The organism is Pseudomonas sp. NFIX28 (assembly GCF_900107395.1).
In the GTDB taxonomy this organism is placed as follows: domain Bacteria; phylum Pseudomonadota; class Gammaproteobacteria; order Pseudomonadales; family Pseudomonadaceae; genus Aquipseudomonas.
In genome coordinates this window covers 20,633-43,849 of record NZ_FNPW01000002.1, presented here as the reverse complement: position 1 = coordinate 43,849, position 23,217 = coordinate 20,633, and the positions used below count along the sequence as shown (strand labels likewise).

The following is a 23,217-nucleotide window of genomic DNA, read 5'->3' as shown; positions in this document are numbered from 1 at the left end:
ATAACCTTGTCCCTTTGTCGTCAACGGTCCCGCTATTCTAGCGCCGGACCCGCCGAAAAGGTTGATCCTGCTCATGAGCCAAGCCCCCCTCGTCCTGGTGGACGGTTCGTCCTACCTGTACCGCGCCTTTCACGCGCTGCCACCGCTGACCACTTCCAAAGGCATGCCGACCGGTGCGGTCAAGGGCGTGCTGAACATGCTCAAGAGTCTGCGCAAGCAGTACCCGGACAGCCCGTTCGCCGTGGTGTTCGATGCCAAGGGCGGGACCTTCCGCGATGACATGTACGCCGAGTACAAGGCCAATCGCCCGAGCATGCCCGATGACATGCGCGTACAGATCGAGCCGCTGCACGCCAGCGTGATTGCCCTGGGCTTTCCGCTGTTGTGCGTCGAGGGCGTCGAGGCGGACGATGTGATCGGCACCCTGGCCCGTAGCAGCGCGGCGGCCGACCGCCCGGTGGTGATCTCGACCGGCGACAAGGACATGGCGCAGTTGGTGGATGGGCACATTACGCTGGTCAACACCATGTCCGGTAGCAGCATGGACGTGGAGGGCGTGAAGGAGAAATTCGGCGTCGCTCCCGAGCAGATCATCGATTACCTGGCGCTGATGGGTGACTCCTCCGACAACATTCCGGGGGTGCCGGGCATCGGCCCGAAAACCGCTTCCGGCCTGCTGGTGGGAGTGAACGGCGGTCTGAACGAGTTGTACGCGCAGCTCGATATCGTCCCGAGCCTGCCGATTCGCGGGGCCAAGACCCTGCCGGCCAAGCTCGAGGAGCACAAGGAGATGGCTTTCCTCTCCTATCAGCTGGCGACGATCAAGGTCGATGTGCCGCTGGATATCGGCCTGGACGACCTGCATCTGGGCGAACCGGATCGCGAAAAACTGGTCGAGCTGTATAGCCTGCTGGAGTTCAAGAGCTGGCTCGACGAGTTGCAGCGCGATGCCAAGCGTCTTGAGCTAAGCGCCGTGGTGGCGCCCGAGGTGACGGTCGACCTGCTGACGGTTGTCGAGGTCGAAGTCGCTGCGCCGGTCAGTATCGAGGCACAGTACGAAACCATCCTCGATCAGGCGCGTTTCGATGTCTGGCTGGAAAAGCTGAAGAACGCCAAGCTGTTCGCCTTCGATACCGAAACCACCGGCATCGACGCCCAGCAGGCGCAGCTCGTGGGGCTGTCCTTCGCCGTGCAGGCCAACGAAGCAGCCTATATTCCGCTCGCCCACTCTTATATGGGGGCGCCGCAGCAGTTGGATCGTGACACTGTCCTGCGGGCCCTGAAACCGATTCTTGAAGACCCGGACAAACTCAAGGTCGGCCAGCACGCCAAGTTCGACATGAACATCCTGGCCAATTGCGCCATCGGCGGCGATCAAGCCAACGGCATCACCGTGCGCGGTGTCGCCTTTGACACCATGCTCGAATCCTACGTGCTCAATTCCACGGCCACCCGGCATGACATGGACAGCCTCGCGGAAAAGTACCTGGGCCACACCACCGTGAGTTTCCAGGACATCGCCGGCAAGGGCGCCAAGCAGCTGACGTTCGATCAGATCGACCTCGAACTGGCCGGGCCTTATGCCGCCGAGGACGCCGATGTGACCCTGCGCCTGCATCAGGTCCTGCATGAAAAACTGGCCGCGATCCCAAGCCTGGCCAGCGTGCTGAGCGATATCGAAATGCCCGTGGTGCCGGTGCTGGCGCGGATCGAGCGCCAAGGCGCGCTGGTGGATGCCGACTTGCTGCGTGTGCAGAGCATCGAGCTTGGCGACAAGATGGTGGCGCTGGAGCGGGAAGCCGTGGATATCGCCGGCGAAGAATTCAACCTGGGTTCGCCCAAGCAACTGGGTGTGATTCTCTACGACAAGCTCGGCCTGCCGGTGCTGAAGAAAACCGCCAAAGGCCAGCCGTCCACCGCCGAAGAAGTGCTGGCCAAACTGGCCGAGGATGATTACCCGCTGCCCAAGGTGTTGATGCAATACCGCACTTTGAGCAAACTCAAGAGCACCTACACCGACCGCCTGCCGGAGCAGATCAACCCGCGTACCGGGCGGATCCACACCTCCTACCATCAGGCGGTGGCGTCTACCGGGCGCTTGTCGTCCAGCGATCCGAACCTGCAGAACATCCCGGTGCGTACCGCCGAGGGCCGGCGTATCCGCCAGGCCTTTATCGCGCCACCTGGCTACAAGCTGCTGGCGGCGGACTATTCGCAGATCGAACTGCGGATCATGGCGCACCTGTCCCGTGACGAAGGGTTGATGAACGCCTTCCGCAACAACCTCGATGTGCACACCGCCACGGCGGCCGAGGTGTTCAAGGTCGAGCTCAAGGACGTTACCTCGGACCAGCGCCGCAGTGCCAAGGCGATCAACTTCGGCCTGATCTATGGCATGGGCGCCCAGAAGCTCGGCAAGGACATCGGTGTCGATACCAAGACCGCCAAGGCCTATATCGACACTTACTTTGCCCGCTACCCCGGGGTGCGTGAATACATGGACCGTACCCGTGCCCAGGCCGCGGACCAGGGTTATGTGGAAACCCTGTTCGGGCGTCGCCTGTACCTGCCCGAAATCAACTCCAGCAAGCCGCAGGAGCGCGCCGCCGCCGAACGTACGGCGATCAACGCGCCGATGCAGGGCACGGCGGCCGACATCATCAAGAAGGCCATGGTGGCGGTGGATAATTGGCTGGCGACGTCAGGCCTGGATGCCAAAGTCATCCTGCAAGTGCACGACGAACTAGTGCTGGAAGTGCGCGAAGACCTGGTGGAACGAGTGAGCGAGGAGATTCGCGACCACATGAGCAAGGCCGCGACCCTGGATGTGCCGCTGCTGGTCGAAGTCGGCGTGGGCAGCAACTGGGACGAGGCGCACTGACAGTCGCTTTTTGCCGCGGCATAGTGCCGCGGTAAAAGGCTGGCGGAGGGCTTTAGTGCGGAAACTTTCATCGACTATTACCAATAGTTTTTGAAAGCCCCCGGAACTTAATCAGTCAACGCCCACTCAGAGTATCTGAATGGCTGGTGAAGCCCTTCGATGCTCCTATGTTGTGTTAAGTGTTGGCAGATATCTGGACCCCGCCCTAGCGGTCCGGAACTTGGACCCCGAACTTCTCCTCCCCATACGAAGTCCGGGGTTTTTTTTGCCCCAAAACTGCCTGTGGCGCGATCATGTTGCGTTAAAAACGGGCGGGAAATGCTCATTTAGGCCCCTAAGTCGAATGCGACCCCAGCCGTTCCCGCCAGTTTTTGCCTTGCCTGATCACCCCACAGGCAGTTTTGCGTATGTCTTTCAGGCCTCGGTTTCGGCGCCTTTGTCCGCCAGTTCCATCCAGCCCGCCAGTACAGTGTAGGCCTCTTCCAGGCCCATGCGTTTTGGTGCCGAAAACAGCTGGATGGTGACGTTGTCGCCCCAGCCCTTACGGATTTGCGACTGCACCTTGAGCAGGGTGTTCTTGGCCGCGCCGTAGGTCAGTTTGTCGGCCTTGGTCAGCAGGATGTGCATCGGCATGCCGCTGGCGACGGCCCAGTCGAGCATCAGCAGGTCGAAGTCGGTCATCGGATGGCGGATGTCCATCATCAGAATCAACCCTTTCAGACTCTCGCGGCTGCCCAGGTAGGCTTCCAGGTGACGCTGCCAGTGTTGCTTGAGCGGGATCGGTACTTTCGCGTAACCGTAACCCGGCAGGTCGACCAGACGGCGATCGTCGTCTAGCTTGAAGAAGTTCAACAGCTGCGTACGGCCCGGAGTTTTCGAGGTGCGTGCCAGGCTGGCATGGGTCAGGGTATTCAGGGCGCTGGATTTGCCAGCGTTGGAACGCCCGGCGAAGGCCACTTCGAAGCCTTCGTCGTCCGGGCATTGATCGACTTTGGCGGCGCTGAGCATGAAAGTGGACTGTTGGCACAGACCAAGAATGGGGTTTTTCAGTTGCATGGGATTTCCGATAGGGGCGGTGCCGAGAATGGGCGCGGCGAGCGGTGTCGTTTCCGTTTCAGTAACGCCAGTATATAATGCCGCAGATTTTGTGTGCGCTTTGTCCCAGCGTAGGATGAAGTTCACGAGAGCGATAGACCTTGATTGCGCATTAGAACGCAGAACGCTCTCAACCCTGAAAAGGTCGTTTTATGACGAAATGGCTGCTGGCTGCCGGCGTCCTGATACCGCTTTACAGCGCTCAGGCTACACAGGATCCGGAAGCTGTGTACAACCGTGTTTGTGGGGCTTGTCATTCCGGCCAACTACCAACGGCTCCCCGCAAGGGGGACCAGGGAGCTTGGGCGCCGAGGCTGGCGCAAGGTATGGAGACGCTGGTGCAACACGTGACCCAGGGTTTCAAGGCGATGCCGCCGCGTGGTTTGTGCATGGACTGCAGTGCCGAGGATTACCGAGCCATCATCCTTTGGATGAGCGAGTGATCCCGGTCCATAACTCTTAACCCTTAGCCGTAGTTGGATTAGCTGATGAACAAATTACTCGTGAGTCTGCTGTTGACCTTGGGCATCACAGGTGTCGCCCATGCTGCAGGCGACGCTGCTGCCGGTCAGGCGAAAGCCGCTGTATGTGGCGCTTGCCATGGTCCGGATGGGAACAGCATGGCGCCTAACTTTCCAAAGCTGGCGGGTCAGGGTGAGCGTTACCTGAACAAGCAGTTGCACGACATCAAGTCCGGCAAGCGCCAGGTGTTGGAAATGACTGGCCTGCTGACCAACCTGAGCGATCAGGACCTGGCCGACCTCTCCGCCTACTTCGCCAGCCAGAAAGGCAGCGTCGGTGCAGCGGACCCGAAAGTCGTGGCTCGCGGTGAAGAGTTGTTCCGTGGCGGCAAGCTGGATCAAGGCATGCCTTCCTGCACCGGTTGCCATGCGCCTAACGGCACGGGTAACGCGGCTGCCGGCTTCCCGCACTTGAGTGGCCAGCATGCGCAGTACGTAGCCAAGCAGTTGACCGACTTCCGCGAAGGCAACCGCACCAACGACGGCGACACCATGATCATGCGCAGCATCGCCGCCAAGTTGAGCAACAAGGATATCGAAGCAGTATCCAGCTACATCCAGGGCCTGCACTGAGGCCGGCGATCATGTTGCGAAAGGGTCTAGCTTGCGCAACGTTAATGATCGATTAATCTGTTGATGAAAGCATAAAGGGTGGCTCAGGCCGCCCTTTTTTATGGCGTCTGCCGCTACACTAGCGAACTCAAGCCTGCCATGACCTGTCTGCGAACAGGCCGCGCGAGGCGACCTTACTTGTTCAGGAGTAAAGCATGCGTAATCTGATTCTCAGCGCCGCTCTCGTCACCGCCAGCGTGTTTGGCATGACTGCTCAAGCCGCCGAGCCCCTCGAAGCTGGTAAACAATACGTAGAGCTGAGCAGCGCCGTTCCGGTTGCGGTGCCTGGCAAGATCGAAGTGGTCGAGCTGTTCTGGTATGGCTGCCCGCACTGCTACGCCTTCGAACCGACCATCAACCCATGGGCTGAAAAACTGCCGGCCGATGTCAACTTCGTGCGTATCCCGGCCATGTTCGGCGGTATCTGGAACGTTCACGGCCAACTGTTCATCACCCTGGAATCCATGGGTGTCGAGCACAAAGTCCACAAGGCTGTATTCGAAGCCATCCACGACGGCAAGAAGCTCGCTTCCCCTGAGGAAATGGCCGAATTCCTGGCTGGCGAAGGCGTCGACAAGGACAAGTTCCTGAGCACCTACAATTCGTTCGCCGTCAAAGGCAAGGTCGAAGACGCGAAGAAAAAGGCCCAGGCCTATCAGATCTCCGGCGTACCGACCATGGTCGTCAACGGCAAGTACCGTTTCGACCTGGGCACCGCCGGTGGCCCTGAAGGTGCCTTGAACGTCGCCGACCAGTTGATCGCCAAAGAGCGGGCGGCCAAGTAAGCGAGCCTGGTCCATGCGACGTTGGGGTACGGAACGCATCGTTGGCCTGCATGATCCGCGGGTCAACGAGCATCATGTGGCATCCTCCGGCCTGCCGGCAGACAGCCGCCTGCGGCTGCTCAGTTTCAATATCCAGGTCGGTATCAGTACCGAACGCTATCGGCATTACCTGACCCGTGGCTGGCAGCACCTGCTGCCGCACAATGGCCGCGCCGACAATCTGCAGAAAATCGGTGAGCTGCTGGGCGACTTCGATCTGGTCGCCCTGCAGGAGGCCGATGGCGGCAGCCTGCGCTCGGGCTACGTCAACCAGGTCGAGCACCTGGCCCAGCTCGGTGCCTTCCCCTACTGGTATCAACAGCTCAATCGCAATCTCGGTCGCCTGGCCCAGCACAGCAATGGTGTGCTCAGCCGCCTGCGTCCCTGGGCGATCGAAGACCATCCGCTGCCCGGGCCCAAGGGCCGTGGCGCGATCCTGGTGCGCTTCGGCGATGGCCCCGAGGCCTTGGTAGTGGTGATGATGCACCTGGCCCTGGGGGCTCGAACGCGTACCCGGCAGCTGGCCTATATCCGCGAAATGATCGGCGGCTACAAGCACCAGGTGTTGATGGGCGACATGAACACCCATGCCAGCGATCTGCTGGAACACTCGCCGTTGCGCGACCTCGGCTTGCTGGCGCCGCAACTGGAAGCGACGTTTCCCAGCTGGCGCCCGCAACGCTGCCTTGATCATATTTTGCTCAGCCCCAGCCTGACGCTGGAGCGGGTCGAAGTTTTGGCCCAACCGATTTCCGATCACCTGCCGGTCGCGGTAGAGATTCGTCTGCCGGGTTCGCTCACGGCCGATGCATTGCCCGCGTTGAGTCCTGCCCCTCGCGGAACCCATGAATGAGCGACGACGCCCAACGTTGGAAAGAGAAATACCTCAAAAGTATCGAACAACAGGAAAAACTCGAGCGACGCTGGAATGCCCGCCTCGACCTGCTTCGCCGTGGCCTGGTGCGCAGCACGCTGGCGGCCGAGGGCACTGACCGCGCCGTCGACCAGTGCATGAAGGAAATGCGTGAAGTGGTGCGCACGGACGAAATGGATGCGGCCCTGGCGGCCCTGTTGCCGCGCCTGGAAAAAGCCGTGCTGGATTCCGAGCAGCGCCGCGAAACCCGCGTCGAGCAAATGAGCAGCGCCCTGACTTCGCTAGTCGGCCAGTTGCAGAAGCTGCCGCTGCCTCGCGAGGTCAGCCGGCCGCTGAAAAATTTTGCCAAGCAACTGGATGGCCGCGTTGGCCAGGCGCGGGAAATCCCGCTGTTGCTCGGCGAACTGAGCGGCCTGCAAGGCAAGGCGCTGAGCCTGTTGGAGAACCCTGCCGAGCCGAGTCGCCCAGGTTTGCTGCAGCGCCTGTTTGGTGGCCGTGAGGCTGACGAAGCGCCTGCACCGGCCGAGGCCGGGACGCCTGTGTTGGTGGCGGTGCCGGCTGCGGTGCAACCGCCACCTGTGGAAAAAACCGAAGCGCCGTCACCTCGTGTCGAGGCCGCGCCCGCACGGCCGGCCGTAGCGCCAGCGCCGGTGATCGACAAGGTTGCCGCCGTCAGCCCGCCGCCCGAGCCCGAGTCTCAGCCGCAGCCGCAGCCGCAGCCGCAAGTTGCGCCCGAGCTCAGTGCGGTGGCCCAGGTCGAGGCTTTTGTGCCGCCGGTGCTTGAGTTGGAGAAGCCCCCCGCCGTCGAGCCGCTGCCGCCGATGCCGGAACCACACACACCGCCGTTGCCAGTCGCGCCTGAGCCTGTCGAAGCACCGCCAGCGGTCTTGCCGGCGACTGTCGAACCTTCGGTTGCCGTCAGCCCTGGCAACCCGGACGAGTTGATCGTTACCGCGCCCGCCGAGGCCGCGCCGGCGCCAGTATTGCTCGACCGCTTGCCGTTGCCGGCCGCCATGGCCGAGATGCTGGCGACGGTCGACCCGCAGCAGGCCGGGCAAGATGTGCTGTACGCCCTGCCCGACTCGCCGGAACCGTCCTACAGTTCGGTGGCCAGGCACATCGAACATACCCTGCTCGGCCTGCTGGACGACCTGAGCCTGCCCGAGCGCCACCGACCGCAAGCCGAGTCGATGCGCGATCGCCTGCAACATGGGTTGAACTGGTACGAACTGTTGCCGATCCTCGATGATCTGGCAGTTTTGATGCTGGCGATCACCGACAGCGGCCAGCATGAATTCGAGGCGTATCTCAAGCAGCTCAACGAGCGCCTGGAAACCTTCCAGAGCCATCTGCAGGCCGCCAGCGACGGGCATGCCGACAGCAGCTCCGCGGCGCGCGAGATGGACACGCAAATCCGCGAGCAAGTCGATGGCCTGCAAAGCAGCGTTCAGGAAGCGGCGGATCTGGACGACCTCAAACACGTCCTGGAAAGCCACCTGGAAGGCCTGCTTGGCACCATGGACCACCACCAGAGGCAGCGTGACGAGCGCGAGAAGGAAGTGGCCGCGCGCCTGCAAAGCCTGGCCGAACGGGTGGCGAGCATGGAGCAGGAAGCCCAGGGCTACCGTGAACACCTGGAAGAGCAGCGGCAGAAAGCCTTGATCGACCCCCTCACCGGCCTGCCCAATCGCGCGGCCTGGAGCGAACGCCTGGAACACGAAGTGGCGCAGTGGCAGCAGCACGGCAACACCTTGCTGCTGGCGATGCTCGACCTCGACCACTTCAAGCGCATCAACGACAACTACGGTCACCTGGCCGGCGACAAGGTGTTGAAGATCATTGCCGGCGTGCTGCGCAAGCGCCTGCGGGGCAGTGACTTCATCGCCCGCTTCGGCGGTGAGGAGTTTGTCCTGCTGATACCCAATACTTCATTGCCGGTCGGCATGCGTCTGGTGGAAACCTTGCGCGCCGCCATCGAAGCCTGCCCGTTCCACTTCAAGGGCGAGCGAGTGACCATCACCATGTCCATCGGCATGAGTGCTTTCAAATCGGGAGAGCGCAGCGAACTGGTGCTTAAAAGAGCCGATCAGGCGCTGTACCGGGCCAAGGAAGCGGGGCGCAACCGGGTGGAACTGGGCTGACGCATAATTTGTTCCATTTTGTATAAACCGCTGTTTTTGCCGGTTTTCCGCCGGGGCAGTACGTTACACTGTTGCATTATTTTCTCCAGCGTACTGCCTTCCGCCATGAAAGTTCTTGCTCTCGCCCTGTCTCTTTTATTGCTCGCTGGTTGCACCAGCGGCCCGCGCATCGACACCAGCCACCCCTCGGTCAACTTCGATGAACGGGTGCAGTTCGTGGTGGTGCATTACACCTCGGCTTCGATGGAGCGCTCCCTGCAATTGCTGACTCACGGCCAGGTCAGCAGCCACTACCTGATCGGCGACGACAAGGCGGGGACCATCTACAAACTGGTGGATGAGCAATACCGCGCCTGGCACGCCGGCGAGAGCCAGTGGCAAGGCCGCACCTGGCTGAACTCCAGTTCCATCGGGATCGAGATCGTCAATCCGGGTTTTCGCGACCTGCCCACCGGCCGCGTCTGGTATCCCTACAGCGAAGCGCAGGTGCAGAGCCTGATCGTGCTGCTCAAGGACATCAGCAAGCGTAACAACATCGCGCCGCAGCACATCATTGGTCACAGCGATATTGCCCCGCTGCGCAAGCTCGATCCGGGCCCGCTGTTCCCCTGGAAGCGCCTGGCCGAAGCCGGGTTGGGCCGGTGGCCGAATGCCCAGGCCGTGGCGCGCCAGCAAGCGTTCTTCGCCGCCTCGCTGCCAAGCATCTCCTGGTTCCAGCAGGAGCTGGCACGCCTGGGCTACGAGACGCCACAGACCGGCCAACTGGATGTAGCAACCCGCCATGTGCTGGCCGCATTCCAGATGCATTATCGGCCGTCGCGTTTCGACGGCCAGCCGGATGCGGAGAGCGCTGCGATCCTGCAGGTTCTCAACCAGACAAAATAATGACGCCCGCCCGACGGTCAGGGCTTTTTCTCAATCAGTAGCTATAACTCATTGGTAACCTTCGGATATCCAATGATGCCGGCCGTTCGTGAACCCCTTCGCAGTTGGTTCTATCGCCCCTGGCTGTTGGCGATGTGTGCGGCTGTGCTGAGTGCGGCCTTGCTGCTGGCGGCGAGTTTGGGCGTTGCGATGCATGAGGCGCAGCTGCGCGAAAGCGAGCAGATGAATGCCCAGGGCCAGCGCTTTCTCGAACGCCTCGAGCAACTGTTCGGCCAGCTGCGTGAAGGCCTGGATGTGCTCGAGGCGCAGCCGCTGCGCGAATGCAGCCCCGACATGTTGGTGACCCTGCAGCAGATCAGCTTCAGCTATCGCTTCATTTATGAAGCGGCCTACGTCGATGCTTCCCAGGCCTGTACCAGCTGGCCACACCAGGACAACCTGGCCGTGATGCGGCCACCGGATATCCGCGGGCCGACCTACAGCTACTGGCTGAACACCTCCACCGAACCCAATGAAAACCGCGCCGCGCTGATGCTCGGGCGCGGCAATTTTCGCGTGGCCACGTCGCGCGGGCACCTGACCGACATGGTCGACTTGCCCGCCAATAGCAGCCTGATGGTGGTACTCGACCAGGGCACGCGTGCCGTCCCGGTGCTGGGCCCGGCGCTGGGCTGGCCGCCGACCGAGCCGTGGCCGCCCAAAGGCCGAAGCCTGCTGCACGTGACCGAGGACCAACTGATTTACCGCATGCCGACCACCAACCCGGAGTATCAGTTGGTGCTCGTCACCCCTCGCTACAACATGCAGCGGGAAATGTTCGAGAGTTGGTGGTGGTTGCTGCCCAGCAGCCTGGTGCTGGCGATCTTCATCGGCGGCCTGACTTTCCAGCTGGCCCGGCAACGCCAGTCCCTGGGGGCGGAATTGCAAGGGGCATTGCGCCGTGGCGAGCTGCAGGTGCTGTATCAACCCATCTTCGATCTACGAACGCGCCAGTGCGTCGGTGCCGAGGCGCTGCTGCGCTGGCGACGTCCGGATGGCTCCCTGACCAGCCCGGAGCTGTTCATTCCCATGGCGGAGAACACCGGGCAGATCCGCCCCATTACCGACTTTGTCCTGCAACGCCTGCTCGAGCAGCTGGGGCATTTGCTGCGCGCCAATCCGCACCTGTACATCTCGGTCAACCTGGCGGCCTGCGATGTCATGGTCCCGCGGATCGGCAAGGTGATGGCGCGCCTGCTGGCGCTGCATCGGGTGGCCGCGCGGCAGATTGCCTTTGAAGTCACGGAGCGCGGGCTGATCGACGTGGTGGTCGCCCGGCATAACCTGCAAGCCTTGCGCGATGTCGGCCATCAGGTGCTGATCGACGACTTCGGCACCGGCTATTGCAGCCTGGCCTACCTGCAGACCCTGCCGGTGGATTGCCTGAAGATCGACAAGGCTTTCATCGATGCCCTGGGGCATGACGCGGCCAGCAGCGGCGTCGCCCCGCACATCATTCGCATGGCCCATGCCCTGCAGCTCAAGGTGATTGCCGAGGGCATCGAGTTCGAGGATCAGGCGGTGTTGCTGAGCAGCGAGGGCGTGCATTTCGGCCAGGGCTGGCTGTTCGCCCAGGCGCTCAGCGCGGTGCAGTTCATCGATCTGATCACCTGCGGGCGCCGGGTGAATTCGCGGCGCGTGGATGACAAGGGCTAGAACCTAGAGCGGCAGGGCCAGGTAAAACTGCGTTCCTTGCCCGGGCCGCGAGTACACCCCCATGCGCCCGCCATGCAGTTGCACGATCTCCTTGCACAGCGCCAGGCCCAGGCCGGCGCCGCCTTTCTTGCGTCCGACCTGGACGAAAGGTTCGAAAATCCGCCCCTGCTGCCCGTAGGCGATGCCTTCGCCATTGTCTTCGACGCTGATGATCACCCGTTCGCCGTGCCGACGAGCCTGCAAGCGGATCAGCCCACCCTTGGCGGTATGCCGCAGGGCGTTGTCGATCAGGTTGTCGAGCACCCGTTCCAGCTGCATGCGGTCGGCGTGCAGCCGCGGCAGCGGTGCCTGTATTTCCACCAGCAACTCGATGTCCTGCGCCGTGGCCGCGCCAAGGAAGCGGTTGCGCGCCTGGTCCAGCAGTTCTTCGAGGATGCAGGGCGCCAGGGTGAGTTTCTGCAGGCCGTTCTGATAGCGGGAAAAGTTCAGCAGGTCGTTGATCAGTTGCATCAGGCGCTGCATTTCTTCGTTGACGGTGTTCAGCAGGTCGGCTTCGCGGGACTCTTCGGGAAAGCGCAGGCGCTCCTGCAACAGGCCGAACGCCATGTGCATGCCGGTCACCGGCGTGCGCAATTCATGGGAGGCACGCAATACGAACTCGCTGCGCACACGCTCGAAGGCTCGCTGCTCGGTGACGTCGTGCAGCACCATCACCGCGCCGAGGATATGCCCCTGGGGATGGCTGACCGGGGTCAGGCTGTACGTCAGCAAGCGCGACTCGCCATCGACCTCGATGCTTAAGTCCTCCGGCGCCCGCTCCAGGGTGCCGCCGCGCAGCACCAGTTGCAGCTGTTCATCGAGCTCCGGGCGCCCCAGGGCGGTGCCCAATCCTTGCCCGAGACGCTCCTCGTCCCAGCCCAGCTGACGTTGCGCCACTGGGTTGAGGTGTTCCAGGTGGCCCTGGCGGTCGATCATCAGCAAGCCGTCGTCGATGCTGTCGAGCACCGATTGCAGGCGCTGCTGGCCGGCCAGCAGTTCATCGACATTGGTCGCCTGATGCTCGCGCAGGGCTTGGGCCATGATCCCGAAGCGCCGGGTCAGCAAGTTCATCTCGGCAGCCGCAGACAGCGGCAGGGTCACGTCGAAGTTGCCCTGGCCGATATTGTCGGCGGCCTTGGCCAGTGCTTCGATGGGGCCGCCAAAGCGCCGGGCGATGCCGTGGGCGGTGATGAAACCGATGATCAGCACAGCCAGGCCGACCAGGCCCAGCAGGCCGGCGATCAGCAAGGCGCGATTGCGGGCCTGGTGTTCGATGTCATTGATGTTGTCCAGGGCCTGCTTGTGCTCGCCGATCAAGCCATTGCGCAGGGTATTGAAGCGGTGGGTCAGTTCGGTATTGCCATTGACCCCTGCCGAGCTCCCGTCGGCGCGCTCGAAGGCTTCGAAGAACTTCTGGTAGTCATCGCGTGCCTGGGTGAAGCCGTTGTGCACGTTGTTCTGCCGTTCATGCTCGATGCCTTGGTCGAGCAGCGCCAGGTATTCCTGCCTGGATTCATCCAGCGCCGCGCGGTCAGGGTTGTGGTTGAGCATGATGATCAACTGGTCGCCCAGGGTCTGCCGCAGCTTGAGCCCCAAATCCAGGGTGATGAAGTTGTTGCGGATCAACGCTTCCTGGGTCTTGGCCATCTGCATCACGCTGACCAGCCCGAGCAACAATCCGAGCAGCGCCACGGTGATCAGCGCCGAGATGCTCAGAAACAATCTCGTGCGCAGTTTCATCGCTAACTTCATGAGGTGCGGCTCACAGGTTGTACTGTTTGCGTTTGCGGTACAGCGTCGAGGCGTCGATGCCGAGTGTCTTGGCCGCCTGGTCGAGGGTGTCGCTGGTGGCCAGCACGGCGCCGATATGGGCCTTTTCCAGTTCGTCCAGGCTCAAGGGCGCGCCGATGCGCGGCGTGTTGTTGGCGGGTTGCTCGGCCATGCCCAGGTGGCTGATCTCCACTTTCTCCTGGGGACAGATGATGCTGGCGCGTTCCACCACGTTGCGCAGCTCGCGGATATTGCCCGGCCAGCGATAGTTGAGCAGCGCCTCGCGGGCCTCGTCGCTGAAACCCCGGGCGGGGCGCGCGTATTCCTTGACGAAACGCGCGAGGAAACGGTCGGCCAGGGTCAGGATGTCTTCGCTGCGTTCGCGCAGCGGCGGCAGGTGCAGCGTGATGACGTTCAGGCGGTACAGCAGGTCTTCGCGAAAACGGCCGTCGCGCACCATGTCCTCGAGGTTGAGGTTGGTCGCCGCGAGGATGCGCACGTCGGCGCGGCGGGTCACCGGGTCGCCGACCCGTTCGTATTCCTTGTCCTGGATGAACCGCAGCAGCTTGGGTTGCAGGGTCAGCGGGAAGTCGCCGATCTCGTCGAGAAACAGCGTGCCGCCGTCGGCCTGGTTGACCCGGCCCAGGGTGCTTTCGCTGGCGCCGGTGAACGCGCCGCGGCTGTGACCGAACAGCTCGCTCTCCATCAGCTCGGCATTCAGCGATGGGCAGTTGATGGTGACGCAGGACTTCCTGGAGCGCTTGCTCCAGCCGTGAATGGCCCGCGCCAGCTCGCCCTTGCCGGTGCCGGACTCGCCGAGGATCAGGATATTGGCGTCGGTGCCGGCGACCTGGCGAGCGGTTTCCAGGACCACTTTCATCGCCGGGCTGTGGGAGTCGAGGCCGTCCTTGGGTTTGCGCACTTCGCCTTCGAGGGCTTCCAGGCGGGCCGAGAGCTGGCGGACTTCCAGCTGCTTGGCGGTGGCCAGGCGCAGCTGATCGGGGCTGCAGGGCTTGACCAGATAGTCGGCGGCACCGGCCTGGATCGCGTCCACCGCGGTATCGACGGCCGAATGGGCGGTGACTATCACCACCCGCATCCAGGGCGCCTGGATGCGCATCTGGGCCAATACATCCAGGCCGTTGTCTTCACCCAGGCGCAGGTCGAGGAAGCACAAGTCGAACACCTGGCGCTGCAGCAAGGCCTCGGCCTGAGCGGCGCTGCTGGCGGTGGCGACGGTGTAGCCCTCGTCCTCCAGGCAATAACGGAAGGTACGCAGGATTGCGGACTCATCATCTACCAGAAGAATGCGGCCTTGATTTTCCGGTGCTGATTCCATGTCCGAGGCTCCTGAAGTGAGTGGTTTTATTTAGTCCCGGAAAAATCGGGCAAGTTGCATGGTTAATTCTGATCGATTCCCGCGCTTGCAGGTAAGCCATCTGCGGGAGGTATTGCTAATCGGTTGAAAACAATAGGTTTTTATTATTTTTAGGACTTTTCCTCGAACCGCTCGGTACCTGCTCAGGGTACGCCATGCATTTTTCAGCCGGGTTTTGTCCTCGAATGCCGGGCCAATCGTGCAAATCGCACGGTATCCACGGTGCCATCGTGCAGGATGGCGTATGAAGAATAGCCCTGATATTTGTTAACTAATTGTTTTTATTGAGTTTATTTATATGGGCAAAAGCTGGCATGCAGCCTGCAACGAGCTGATCAGACTCGGCAGACAAGCCGCAGGCGCAGCAACAAGCGCCTGAGAATAACGACCCGCGTGGGAGGAGCTTCAGGATGAAACGCCAACGTCTCGTCCAATTGTCTGTTTCACCCTTGCAGCAGGGATTGTTCGCCATGCTGGCATTGCTGGTAACCCTGATTGGCGGCCAGCAGTTTTCACGTTGGGAACAGAGCCAGCAGCAAGAAGCCGTGAGGTTGCCGGCTCACCACACCACTCAAACTCACTTCAGTGCGGTGAGCACGCGGTTTGCGGATTCCGCCCCGATGCTGTTGATGGATGTCGACCAGGCCCAGCCTGGCGCCGACACGCCTTATCAGGAGCGCTGGGTGTTCTAGGGCAAAACAGCCGGTGCGCGCAAATGAGCGGGCCGGCCAGGCAGCACCTCTAAATAGAAGCGTAAGGAGAATTACCATGTTGAGCTGGGCAATCACATTCCTGATCATTGCCATCATCGCCGCGGTTCTGGGCTTCGGTGGTATCGCGGGCACCGCCACGGGTATCGCCAAGATTCTCTTTGTCGTTTTCCTGGTGATGTTCATTGCTTCCTTCTTCTTCGGCCGTCGTGGTCGAGGTTGAACATGAGCGTTTCTTTGAAAGCATTGGCCGCCGCCCTGTTGCTGGGCGGCGCGGCCACGGCGATAGCGGCCAACGACGGTCAGGCCCGGGTCAGCGAACTGCTGAACAGCGACCCGCAATACCGTGAAACCTGGCAGGAAGTCGTCGAAAAGGAAGAGCGCCTGTCGGAATGGGTGATGAACCTCTCCGGTGATGCGCAGCAAATGAATGCGGTGGAAGAAGACGGCGAAAAGTATCTGGTCGGGCCGCTGTGCGAAACCGCCGATACCTGTCGCAACCAGCGCCTGATCGTGGCGTTCAGTTTCGACAAGAAAGATGCCTACGCCATGTTGGTCGAAGTGCCGGCGGGCCTGCCCGCGGACAAGTCGCCGACCCGCCATGCCCAATACCGCTTTCTCGGCAAGCCGGATGCTGGCATGCAGGGCTTGCTCATGGAGCAGCTGAAAAAGGACCCGAACTGGTACTGAACGCGGTTCGCAAGGTTCGATCATGGAAAGCAAGCGCCCCCGGGCCTGCTTTCCGTTGCACGGCCCCGAGGAGGGGCAGCGCATGACCAGGGGGCCGGGACGTTCTGATCGAATTGGATCGGAGTGACCTAGGGGTACAGGGAGTGCCTCCGCAAGGGCCGGGTCAGGAAACTGCGACGCAAGCTCGCCAGCCGTTCAGGCTTGGCGACTTGCGTCGTGTTTGTCTGTCACAAACCGTTGTGGCAGAGCGCTGGCCTGCTTTCTTCAGGCGGGGCGCGACAAATATTCCCAAGATGCGTGGCCTAACCGTTTCACGGTATTTCTTTGCGACCGTACATCGAGAAACTTTTGTCTTTTTCCAGATGGGTTTTCTGGTTCTAACGTAAGAACTTTCCCTTCTTTCAAGGGTCATTTCGAACCCTCTCAAAAGCGCTGAATGCCGCCTGAAATGGCCGTTTCACGGTAGATGACCGGGCCGAAATGTCGCATTCGAACCGGTTGGGACGCCCGTTTCGTTTATAAAAACTCATGCCGATTCGGCATAGGGTAGGCGTTTACGGCATTAGACGCGCTCCCCTTGCGTCGGAATAGTTGCGCCTTTTTTCGCCCGCAGAGAGCCGTAAATACTCGCTCGGGGTGACCTTATACGGGGGCCGATGCACAGACTTTTCCGCCATTGAGCGTTCCAGTTCGCGCATCAGCCCGAGTCCAACTGAAGTAAGGGTAATGATATGAAGAAGGCAAAACTAAGCCTCGCCTGGCAGATCCTCATTGGTCTGGTGCTGGGGATTGCAATTGGTGCGCTGCTCAACCATTTCAGTGCCGAAAAAGCCTGGTGGATCAGCAACGTCCTGCAACCTGCGGGCGATATCTTTATCCGCTTGATCAAGATGATCGTGATCCCGATCGTGATCTCCTCGCTGATCGTCGGTATCGCCGGCGTGGGCGACGCCAAGAAACTCGGGCGTATCGGCCTGAAGACCATCATCTATTTCGAAATCGTCACCACCATCGCCATCCTCGTTGGCCTGGTGCTGGCCAATGTGTTCCACCCGGGCGCCGGCATCGACATGAGCACCCTGGGGACCGTGGATATTTCCAAGTACCAGGCGACCGCCGCCGAGGTACAGCATGAACATGCGTTCATCGAAACCATCCTCAACCTGATCCCGTCGAACATCTTCGCGGCCATGGCCCGTGGCGAGATGCTGCCGATCATCTTCTTCTCGGTGCTGTTCGGTCTCGGCCTGTCGAGCCTGCAGGCCGACCTGCGCGAGCCGCTGGTGAAGATGTTCCAGGGCGTTTCGGAAAGCATGTTCAAAGTCACCCACATGATCATGAACTACGCCCCGATCGGCGTATTCGCCCTGATCGCGGTGACCGTGGCCAACTTCGGTTTCGCTTCCCTGCTGCCATTGGCCAAGCTGGTGATCCTGGTCTACGTGGCCATCGCCTTCTTCGCCTTCGTGATCCTGGGCCTGATCGCTCGCCTGTTCGGCTTCTCGGTGATCAAGCTGATGCGCATCTTCAAGGATGAGCTGGTGCTGGCCTACTCCACCGCCAGTTCGGAAACCGTGCTGCCGCGCGTGATCGAGAAGATGGAAGCCTACGGTGCGCCGAAAGCCATCTGCAGCTTCGTGGTACCGACCGGCTATTCGTTCAACCTCGACGGTTCGACCCTGTACCAGAGCATCGCGGCGATCTTCATCGCCCAGCTGTACGGCATCGACCTGTCGATCAGCCAGCAGCTGCTGCTGGTCCTGACCCTGATGGTCACCTCCAAAGGCATCGCCGGCGTACCGGGCGTGTCCTTCGTGGTGCTGCTGGCAACCCTGGGCAGCGTGGGCATTCCGCTGGAAGGCCTGGCCTTCATCGCCGGTGTCGACCGCATCATGGACATGGCCCGTACCGCGCTGAACGTGATCGGCAACGCCCTGGCGGTCCTGGTCATCGCTCGCTGGGAAGGCATGTACGACGACGCCAAGGGCCAGCGCTACTGGAACTCCCTGCCGCACTGGCGCAGCAAGGAGCCGCTGCCGGCCGGTGAAGTCACCAAAGGCTGATACCTGTAGCCGCTGCCGAAGGCTGCGATAAGGCCGAAGGCCTTCAGCGATCTTGAATACGCCGCGGCCGTCCCGGCCGATCGCAGCCTGCGGTAGCGGCTACAGAAGTCTTTACGCCGTCATCATCGACAAACCCCGGTTAATCCGGGGTTTGTCGTTTCTGTCTGCCCCGCTATCATTCGCCGCATCTTTTGGGGGAATAACCGATGCTCAATGGCCTGTGGCTTGGCTTCTTCGTCGTGGCGGCCGTTTCCGCGCTGGCGCAGTGGCTGGTTGGCGGTAACGCCGGGATCTTCGCGGCGATGGTGGAAAGCATCTTTGCCATGGCCAAGCTGTCGGTGGAAGTGATGGTGCTGTTGTTCGGCACCCTGACTCTGTGGCTGGGCTTCTTGCGCATCGCCGAAAAGGCCGGGATCGTCGACTGGCTGGCCAAGGCCCTGGGCCCGCTGTTCACCCGCCTGATGCCGGATGTGCCGCCGGGGCACCCGGCCATCGGCCTGATCACCCTGAACTTCGCCGCCAACGGCCTGGGGCTGGACAACGCCGCCACGCCGATCGGCCTCAAGGCCATGCGCGCCCTGCAGGACCTCAACCCCAGCGAGACCACGGCGAGCAACGCGCAGATCCTGTTCCTGGTGCTGAATGCCTCGTCGCTGACCCTGCTGCCGGTGACCATCTTCATGTACCGCGCCCAGCAAGGCGCCGCCGACCCGACCCTGGTGTTCCTGCCGATCCTGCTGGCCACCAGCGCCTCGACCCTGGTCGGCCTGCTGTCGGTCGCGGTGATGCAGCGCCTGCGCCTGTGGGACCCGGTGGTGCTGGCTTACCTGATCCCCGGCGCGCTGGCCTTGGGCGGCTTCATGGCCTTGCTGGCGACGATGTCGGCCACCGCGCTGTCGTCGCTGTCGTCGATCCTCGGCAACCTCACCCTGTTCGGCCTGATCATGCTGTTCCTGGTGGTTGGCGCGTTACGCAAGGTCAAGGTCTACGAGACCTTCGTCGAGGGCGCCAAGGAAGGTTTCGACGTCGCCAAGAACCTGTTGCCGTACCTGGTGGCCATGCTCTGCGCGATCGGCGTACTGCGCGCCTCCGGAGCCCTGGACTTCGGCCTGGACGGTATCCGTCACCTGGTGGAATGGGCCGGCTGGGACACGCGTTTCGTCGATGCCCTGCCGACGGCGCTGGTCAAGCCGTTCTCCGGCAGTGCCGCGCGGGCGATGCTGATCGAGACCATGCAGACCCAAGGCGTGGACAGTTTCCCGGCGCTGGCCGCCGCGACTATCCAGGGCAGCACCGAGACCACGTTCTACGTGCTGGCGGTGTACTTCGGTTCGGTCGGCATCCAGCGCGCGCGACATGCGGTCGGCTGCGCGCTGCTGGCCGAACTGGCCGGTGTGGTGGCGGCGATTGCGGTGTGCTACTGGTTCTTCGGTTAAGGGTTGGAGCGGTTCGCGGGCAAGCCTCGCTCCTACCAAGACCGTAGGAGCTAGGCTTGCCCGCGAAAAAACCTCAGCGCCGTACCAACTGGCTACCCTGCTTCACCGTCCACTCCACCACCTGCCGGTTCAAGGCATCTCCCGCCTGGCCAAACCCGGCGACCACCGCCGGCACCTGGGTATCGCTCAGCGGCTGGCGCACTTCAAAGCGCTGGCTGGCCAGGATCTTCTGGTCGTAGCCGCGCACCAGGCGCGCATCCAGGCGAATCACCACCGCTACCGCCTGGCCCTGATATTCGCTCTGGAACGCCTGCAGGTTGCCGCCCAGCTCGAGGTCGGTCTGCACATCGCTGTCGTCGGTGCCCAGCAGCTGCACCCGGCCATCGGCGAGGAACCCGTCCAGCAGCCGATTGCGCAGCAACACCGGCGCCGGATCGCTCCAGCGCGCGTCCTTGTAGCTGCTGATCACATCGCCTTGAGGGATGACGGCGATTCTCGCGCTGTTCAAGGCGTCGCTCGCCTGGGGCTTGGTCAGGCGCAGCGACCAGGGCTGCGCCTGGCCCTGCGCCTTGGCTGCGGCGCCCTGGGTGGTGGGCAGGCGATAGATATCCACCGGGTCGGCCTGGGGCAGAATCGAGCAGGCGCCGCTCAAGGCGAGGCCGGCGACCAGGGCCAGGCGGCTGAATGGGCGATAGGCACGCGTCATGGCGTGAACTCCTTGTTCTTGTCACTGCCCAGCAGGTAGCCGCTGGGGTTGGCTTCCAGGCGGCGCGAAATGGCCCGCAGCGAGCTCAGGGTATCGCGCAGCTCGCGTACCGCCGGCGCCAGGCCATTGAGGCCCTGGATGCCGTTGTTCAGCGAGTCCTGGTTATCGGTCAGCAGTTTGTTGATGGTGGCGCTGCTCTGTTCCAGCGACTGCATGGCCAGCTCGGCGCTGCTGAACATCTGCTTGCCCTGCTCGTTGAGCAGGCCGTTGGCGTTGCGCATCAGTGCGCTGGTCTGTTCCAGGGTGGCGCTGGCCTGCTTGCCGATGGACGCCAGCTGCTGCATGGCCTGGCGCACGTCGCCGCGCTGTTCGGCGATGACCCCGGTGGTCTGCTCCAGGTGTTCGAGGGTTTTGCTGACGCGTTCGACGTTCTCTGGCGAGAACATGCTGTTGGCGTTATGCAGCAGCAGGTTGACGCTGGTCATCAGGTCTTCGCTGTTGTTCAGCAGGCGGGCGATCGGCGAAGGCGAGGCGACGATCACCGGCAGTTTGCCGTCCTTGCCCTTGAGCGGCTGGCTTTGCGGGGTGCCGCCACTGAGCTGGATGATCGAGGTCCCGGTGATGCCGGTCAGGGTCAGCTTGGCCTGGGTGTCTTCCTTGATCGGGGTTTCGCCGCTCAGGCGGATCCGCGCCAGGACCCGGCGCGGGTCGTTCGGGTCCAGGCGCAGGCTGATCACATCGCCGACCTTGATCCCGCTGTACTGCACGGCGCTGCCTTTGGACAGGCCGCTGACAGCCTCGTTGAACACGATCTCGTAGTCCTTGAACTCCGTGTCGACGCTGGACTTGGCCAGCCACAGGCCGAACAGCAGGGCGCCGACCACCACAATCACGGTGAACAGGCCGATCAGTACATGATGGGCTCGGGTTTCCATGTCATACCTCGTTGAGCTGTGTAGCGGCCTGATACGCCGCGCGGCCGCGAGGGCCATGGAAGTATTCGTGAATCCAGGCGTCGTCGGTCTCGGCGACCTGGTCGATGGCATCGGCCACCAGCACCTTTTTCTGTGCCAGCACCGCCACCCGGTCGGTGATGGTGTACAGCGTGTCCAGGTCGTGGGTGACCAGGAACACGCTCAGGCCCAGGGCGTCACGCAGGGTCAGGATCAGTTGGTCGAACGCCGCGGCGCCGATCGGGTCGAGGCCGGCGGTGGGTTCGTCGAGAAACAGAATGTCCGGGTCCAGGGCCAGCGCCCGGGCCAGGGCGGCGCGCTTGATCATGCCGCCGGACAGCGAGGCCGGGTATTTGTCGGCCGCCGACAGCGGCAGCCCGGCCAGCGCCAGTTTTACCGCCGCCAGGTGTTCGGCGTCGGCGCGGCTCAGGCCGGCATGCTCGATCAGCGGCAGGGCGACGTTTTCGGTCACGGTCAGCGACGAGAACAGCGCGCCCTTCTGGAACAGCACGCCAAAGCGCCGTTCGATCAGCGAGCGCTCATGTTCCGCCAGGCTCGGCAGGTTCTGGCCGAACACCCGCACCGAACCCTCGCTGGGCTGGCGCAGGCCGATGATGCTGCGCAGCAGCACCGACTTGCCGCTGCCCGAACCGCCGACCACGGCCAGAATCTCGCCCTTGTACAGGTCCAGGTCGAGGTTTTCGTGCACGCTCTGCGGGCCGAAGCGATTGCACAGGCCGCGGACTTCGATCACCGCCTCGGTGGGCGCACGGGTTGAACGGTTCACCAGCCCATCTCCATGAAGAACAGTGCGGCGACGGCGTCGAGGACGATCACCACAAAAATCGATTGCACCACGCTGGAGGTGGTGTGGGCGCCCACGGACTCGGCGCTGCCGCTGACCTTGAAGCCTTCCAGGCAGCCGATGGCGGCGATCAGGAAGGCGAAGATCGGCGCCTTGACCATGCCCACCAGGAAATGCTGCACGCCGATGTCCGATTGCAGCAGCGCAAGGAACATCGCCGGTGAGATATCCAGCGACAGCGCGCAGACCACCCCGCCACCGACGATGCCCGAGAGCATCGCCAGGAAGGTCAGCATCGGCAGCGCCACCAGCAGCGCCAGGACCCTCGGCAGCACCAGCAGCTCCATGGGGTCCAGGCCCAGGGTGCGGATCGCGTCGATTTCCTCGTTGGCCTTCATCGAGCCGATCTGCGCGGTAAAGGCACTCGCGGTCCGCCCGGCCATGAGGATAGCGGTGAGCAGCACGCCGAACTCGCGCAGGAAGGAAAACGCCACCAGGTCCACGGTAAAGATGCTGGCGCCGAAACTCTGCAGCACCGTGGCGCCGAGGAACGCCACCACGGCGCCCACCAGGAAAGTCAGCAAGGCGACGATGGGCGCGGCGTCGAGGCCGGTCTGCTCGATATGCGCGACCATCGGCGTGATGCGCCAGCGCTTGGGGCGCAGCAGGCCGCGGGCCAGGGTTTCGAGGATCAGGCCGACAAACCCCAGCAGCTTCAAGGTGTCTTGCCAGACGGCATCGACCGCCTTGCCGATCCGCGTCAGCAGCAGGATGCCGACCGAGATTTCCGGCTCCTTGAGCGGCACGCAGAAATCGCTCAGCGAGCAGTAGACGGTCTGCAGCAGCGCGCGGTCGGCCGCGGACAGGGTGCAGTCCGGGTGTTCGGTGGACTGGCCGAGCCGCTCCGAGCCCAGCATCTCCACCAGCAGCGAGGCGCCCGCGGTATCCAGGGCGCCGAGGCCGTTGAGGTCGATGTGGGTGCTGCTGTCGTATTGTCCGGCCAGCTGTTCGCACAGCTGCTTGAGCTCGGTGTAATGGGCGAGCGTCCAGTCCCCCGTGACTCGCAACCGCGAGGGGGAACTCGACGCATCCAGTTGGGCATTGCCGGCCGTCGCGCTCTGGGTCATAGGCTCCGTGCT

The 23,217-nt window shown here is 62.5% G+C and carries 20 protein-coding genes; 13 read left to right on the top strand and 7 right to left on the bottom strand.

Annotation, left to right across the window (positions count from 1 at the left end; translation table 11 throughout):
* Nucleotides 1-73: 73 nt before the first annotated feature.
* Nucleotides 74-2,881 (top strand): DNA polymerase I, encoded by a 2,808-nt coding sequence (gene polA / locus BLV20_RS03575; RefSeq protein ID WP_092297135.1) that lies wholly within the window; start codon nt 74-76, stop codon nt 2,879-2,881.
* Between the two features lie 414 nt (nt 2,882-3,295).
* On the opposite strand, the gene yihA is transcribed toward polA, so the two are convergent.
* Nucleotides 3,296-3,937, bottom strand: a complete 642-nt coding sequence (gene yihA, locus BLV20_RS03570) for a ribosome biogenesis GTP-binding protein YihA/YsxC (protein ID WP_007924293.1) — start codon at nt 3,935-3,937, stop codon at nt 3,296-3,298.
* A gap of 191 nt (nt 3,938-4,128) precedes the next feature.
* On the opposite strand from yihA, the gene BLV20_RS03565 reads away from it, so the two are divergent.
* The 7 genes from BLV20_RS03565 (at nt 4,129) to BLV20_RS03535 (ending at nt 11,528) form a co-directional block, all read left to right on the top strand.
* Nucleotides 4,129-4,419 carry a c-type cytochrome gene (locus tag BLV20_RS03565; protein WP_009041528.1) on the top strand — a complete coding sequence of 97 codons (291 nt, stop codon included), beginning with the start codon at nt 4,129-4,131 and terminating at the stop codon, nt 4,417-4,419.
* Nucleotides 4,420-4,464: 45 nt separating this feature from the next.
* Nucleotides 4,465-5,070: a c-type cytochrome gene (locus BLV20_RS03560; protein WP_092297132.1), complete on the top strand. Its 606-nt coding sequence runs from the start codon at nt 4,465-4,467 to the stop codon at nt 5,068-5,070.
* Nucleotides 5,071-5,264: 194 nt separating this feature from the next.
* On the top strand, nt 5,265-5,894 hold the full coding sequence (locus tag BLV20_RS03555; RefSeq protein WP_092297129.1) for a thiol:disulfide interchange protein DsbA/DsbL: 630 nt from the start codon (nt 5,265-5,267) through the stop codon (nt 5,892-5,894).
* Nucleotides 5,895-5,907: 13 nt separating this feature from the next.
* On the top strand, nt 5,908-6,786 hold the full coding sequence (locus tag BLV20_RS03550; protein WP_092297126.1) for an endonuclease/exonuclease/phosphatase family protein: 879 nt from the start codon (nt 5,908-5,910) through the stop codon (nt 6,784-6,786).
* On the top strand, nt 6,783-8,948 hold the full coding sequence (locus BLV20_RS03545; protein ID WP_092297122.1) for a GGDEF domain-containing protein: 2,166 nt from the start codon (nt 6,783-6,785) through the stop codon (nt 8,946-8,948). Before BLV20_RS03550 ends, BLV20_RS03545 begins: the two co-directional genes overlap by 4 nt.
* A 105-nt stretch (nt 8,949-9,053) precedes the next feature.
* Entirely contained in the window at nt 9,054-9,833 is a 780-nt protein-coding gene (locus BLV20_RS03540) for an N-acetylmuramoyl-L-alanine amidase (protein ID WP_092297119.1), read from the top strand.
* A gap of 72 nt (nt 9,834-9,905) precedes the next feature.
* Nucleotides 9,906-11,528: an EAL domain-containing protein gene (locus tag BLV20_RS03535; protein WP_092297116.1), complete on the top strand. Its 1,623-nt coding sequence runs from the start codon at nt 9,906-9,908 to the stop codon at nt 11,526-11,528.
* A 3-nt stretch (nt 11,529-11,531) separates the two neighbouring features.
* Here the strand turns inward: BLV20_RS03535 and BLV20_RS03530 are convergent, their stop codons facing one another.
* Both BLV20_RS03530 and algB read right to left on the bottom strand, forming a co-directional pair.
* Nucleotides 11,532-13,319 carry a KinB sensor domain-containing domain gene (locus BLV20_RS03530; protein WP_092297113.1) on the bottom strand — a complete coding sequence of 596 codons (1,788 nt, stop codon included), beginning with the start codon at nt 13,317-13,319 and terminating at the stop codon, nt 11,532-11,534.
* Nucleotides 13,320-13,329: 10 nt separating this feature from the next.
* Nucleotides 13,330-14,676: a sigma-54-dependent response regulator transcription factor AlgB gene (gene algB / locus BLV20_RS03525; RefSeq protein ID WP_092297110.1), complete on the bottom strand. Its 1,347-nt coding sequence runs from the start codon at nt 14,674-14,676 to the stop codon at nt 13,330-13,332.
* 449 nt (nt 14,677-15,125) lie between these two features.
* Here algB and BLV20_RS03520 point away from each other — a divergent pair, with 449 nt between their 5' ends.
* From BLV20_RS03520 to BLV20_RS03500, 5 genes are all read left to right on the top strand, one after another.
* Nucleotides 15,126-15,407: a hypothetical protein gene (locus tag BLV20_RS03520; protein ID WP_092297107.1), complete on the top strand. Its 282-nt coding sequence runs from the start codon at nt 15,126-15,128 to the stop codon at nt 15,405-15,407.
* Nucleotides 15,408-15,483: 76 nt separating this feature from the next.
* Nucleotides 15,484-15,648: a DUF1328 domain-containing protein gene (locus BLV20_RS03515; RefSeq protein WP_003177151.1), complete on the top strand. Its 165-nt coding sequence runs from the start codon at nt 15,484-15,486 to the stop codon at nt 15,646-15,648.
* Nucleotides 15,649-15,650: 2 nt separating this feature from the next.
* On the top strand, nt 15,651-16,115 hold the full coding sequence (locus BLV20_RS03510; protein WP_092297104.1) for an inhibitor of vertebrate lysozyme family protein: 465 nt from the start codon (nt 15,651-15,653) through the stop codon (nt 16,113-16,115).
* 731 nt (nt 16,116-16,846) lie between these two features.
* Nucleotides 16,847-18,178: a glutamate/aspartate:proton symporter GltP gene (gltP, locus tag BLV20_RS03505; RefSeq protein ID WP_092297101.1), complete on the top strand. Its 1,332-nt coding sequence runs from the start codon at nt 16,847-16,849 to the stop codon at nt 18,176-18,178.
* A 206-nt stretch (nt 18,179-18,384) separates the two neighbouring features.
* The gene (locus BLV20_RS03500) at nt 18,385-19,614 is read left to right on the top strand and encodes a nucleoside recognition domain-containing protein (RefSeq protein ID WP_092297097.1); all 1,230 of its coding nucleotides are present in this window, start codon (nt 18,385-18,387) and stop codon (nt 19,612-19,614) included.
* 73 nt (nt 19,615-19,687) lie between these two features.
* Here the strand turns inward: BLV20_RS03500 and BLV20_RS03495 are convergent, their stop codons facing one another.
* From BLV20_RS03495 to BLV20_RS03480, 4 genes are read right to left on the bottom strand one after another with little or no spacing between them, the layout of a single operon-like run.
* Nucleotides 19,688-20,320: an ABC-type transport auxiliary lipoprotein family protein gene (locus BLV20_RS03495; RefSeq protein ID WP_092297094.1), complete on the bottom strand. Its 633-nt coding sequence runs from the start codon at nt 20,318-20,320 to the stop codon at nt 19,688-19,690.
* Entirely contained in the window at nt 20,317-21,255 is a 939-nt protein-coding gene (locus BLV20_RS03490; protein WP_092297091.1) for an MlaD family protein, read from the bottom strand. The genes BLV20_RS03495 and BLV20_RS03490 overlap by 4 nt, the downstream gene beginning before the upstream one ends.
* Nucleotide 21,256: 1 nt before the next feature.
* The gene (locus BLV20_RS03485; protein ID WP_092297088.1) at nt 21,257-22,060 is read right to left on the bottom strand and encodes an ABC transporter ATP-binding protein; all 804 of its coding nucleotides are present in this window, start codon (nt 22,058-22,060) and stop codon (nt 21,257-21,259) included.
* On the bottom strand, nt 22,057-23,205 hold the full coding sequence (locus tag BLV20_RS03480; protein WP_092297085.1) for an ABC transporter permease: 1,149 nt from the start codon (nt 23,203-23,205) through the stop codon (nt 22,057-22,059). Before BLV20_RS03480 ends, BLV20_RS03485 begins: the two co-directional genes overlap by 4 nt.
* Nucleotides 23,206-23,217: the final 12 nt, after the last annotated feature.

What these genes read in the sequence shown, in the direction of transcription:
- BLV20_RS03500 (WP_092297097.1), top strand. Translation starts at nt 18,385, where the DNA reads ATGCTCAATGGCCTGTGGCTTGGCTTCTTCGTCGTGGCGGCCGTTTCC.
- BLV20_RS03520 (WP_092297107.1), top strand. Translation starts at nt 15,126, where the DNA reads ATGAAACGCCAACGTCTCGTCCAATTGTCTGTTTCACCCTTGCAGCAG.
- BLV20_RS03495 (WP_092297094.1), bottom strand. Translation starts at nt 20,320, where the DNA reads ATGACGCGTGCCTATCGCCCATTCAGCCGCCTGGCCCTGGTCGCCGGC.
- BLV20_RS03490 (WP_092297091.1), bottom strand. Translation starts at nt 21,255, where the DNA reads ATGGAAACCCGAGCCCATCATGTACTGATCGGCCTGTTCACCGTGATT.
- BLV20_RS03565 (WP_009041528.1), top strand. Translation starts at nt 4,129, where the DNA reads ATGACGAAATGGCTGCTGGCTGCCGGCGTCCTGATACCGCTTTACAGC.
- BLV20_RS03550 (WP_092297126.1), top strand. Translation starts at nt 5,908, where the DNA reads ATGCGACGTTGGGGTACGGAACGCATCGTTGGCCTGCATGATCCGCGG.
- BLV20_RS03540 (WP_092297119.1), top strand. Translation starts at nt 9,054, where the DNA reads ATGAAAGTTCTTGCTCTCGCCCTGTCTCTTTTATTGCTCGCTGGTTGC.
- polA (WP_092297135.1), top strand. Translation starts at nt 74, where the DNA reads ATGAGCCAAGCCCCCCTCGTCCTGGTGGACGGTTCGTCCTACCTGTAC.
- BLV20_RS03560 (WP_092297132.1), top strand. Translation starts at nt 4,465, where the DNA reads ATGAACAAATTACTCGTGAGTCTGCTGTTGACCTTGGGCATCACAGGT.
- BLV20_RS03510 (WP_092297104.1), top strand. Translation starts at nt 15,651, where the DNA reads ATGAGCGTTTCTTTGAAAGCATTGGCCGCCGCCCTGTTGCTGGGCGGC.
- BLV20_RS03535 (WP_092297116.1), top strand. Translation starts at nt 9,906, where the DNA reads ATGATGCCGGCCGTTCGTGAACCCCTTCGCAGTTGGTTCTATCGCCCC.
- BLV20_RS03545 (WP_092297122.1), top strand. Translation starts at nt 6,783, where the DNA reads ATGAGCGACGACGCCCAACGTTGGAAAGAGAAATACCTCAAAAGTATC.
- BLV20_RS03555 (WP_092297129.1), top strand. Translation starts at nt 5,265, where the DNA reads ATGCGTAATCTGATTCTCAGCGCCGCTCTCGTCACCGCCAGCGTGTTT.
- BLV20_RS03530 (WP_092297113.1), bottom strand. Translation starts at nt 13,319, where the DNA reads ATGAAGTTAGCGATGAAACTGCGCACGAGATTGTTTCTGAGCATCTCG.
- BLV20_RS03480 (WP_092297085.1), bottom strand. Translation starts at nt 23,205, where the DNA reads ATGACCCAGAGCGCGACGGCCGGCAATGCCCAACTGGATGCGTCGAGT.
- BLV20_RS03515 (WP_003177151.1), top strand. Translation starts at nt 15,484, where the DNA reads ATGTTGAGCTGGGCAATCACATTCCTGATCATTGCCATCATCGCCGCG.
- yihA (WP_007924293.1), bottom strand. Translation starts at nt 3,937, where the DNA reads ATGCAACTGAAAAACCCCATTCTTGGTCTGTGCCAACAGTCCACTTTC.
- gltP (WP_092297101.1), top strand. Translation starts at nt 16,847, where the DNA reads ATGAAGAAGGCAAAACTAAGCCTCGCCTGGCAGATCCTCATTGGTCTG.
- algB (WP_092297110.1), bottom strand. Translation starts at nt 14,676, where the DNA reads ATGGAATCAGCACCGGAAAATCAAGGCCGCATTCTTCTGGTAGATGAT.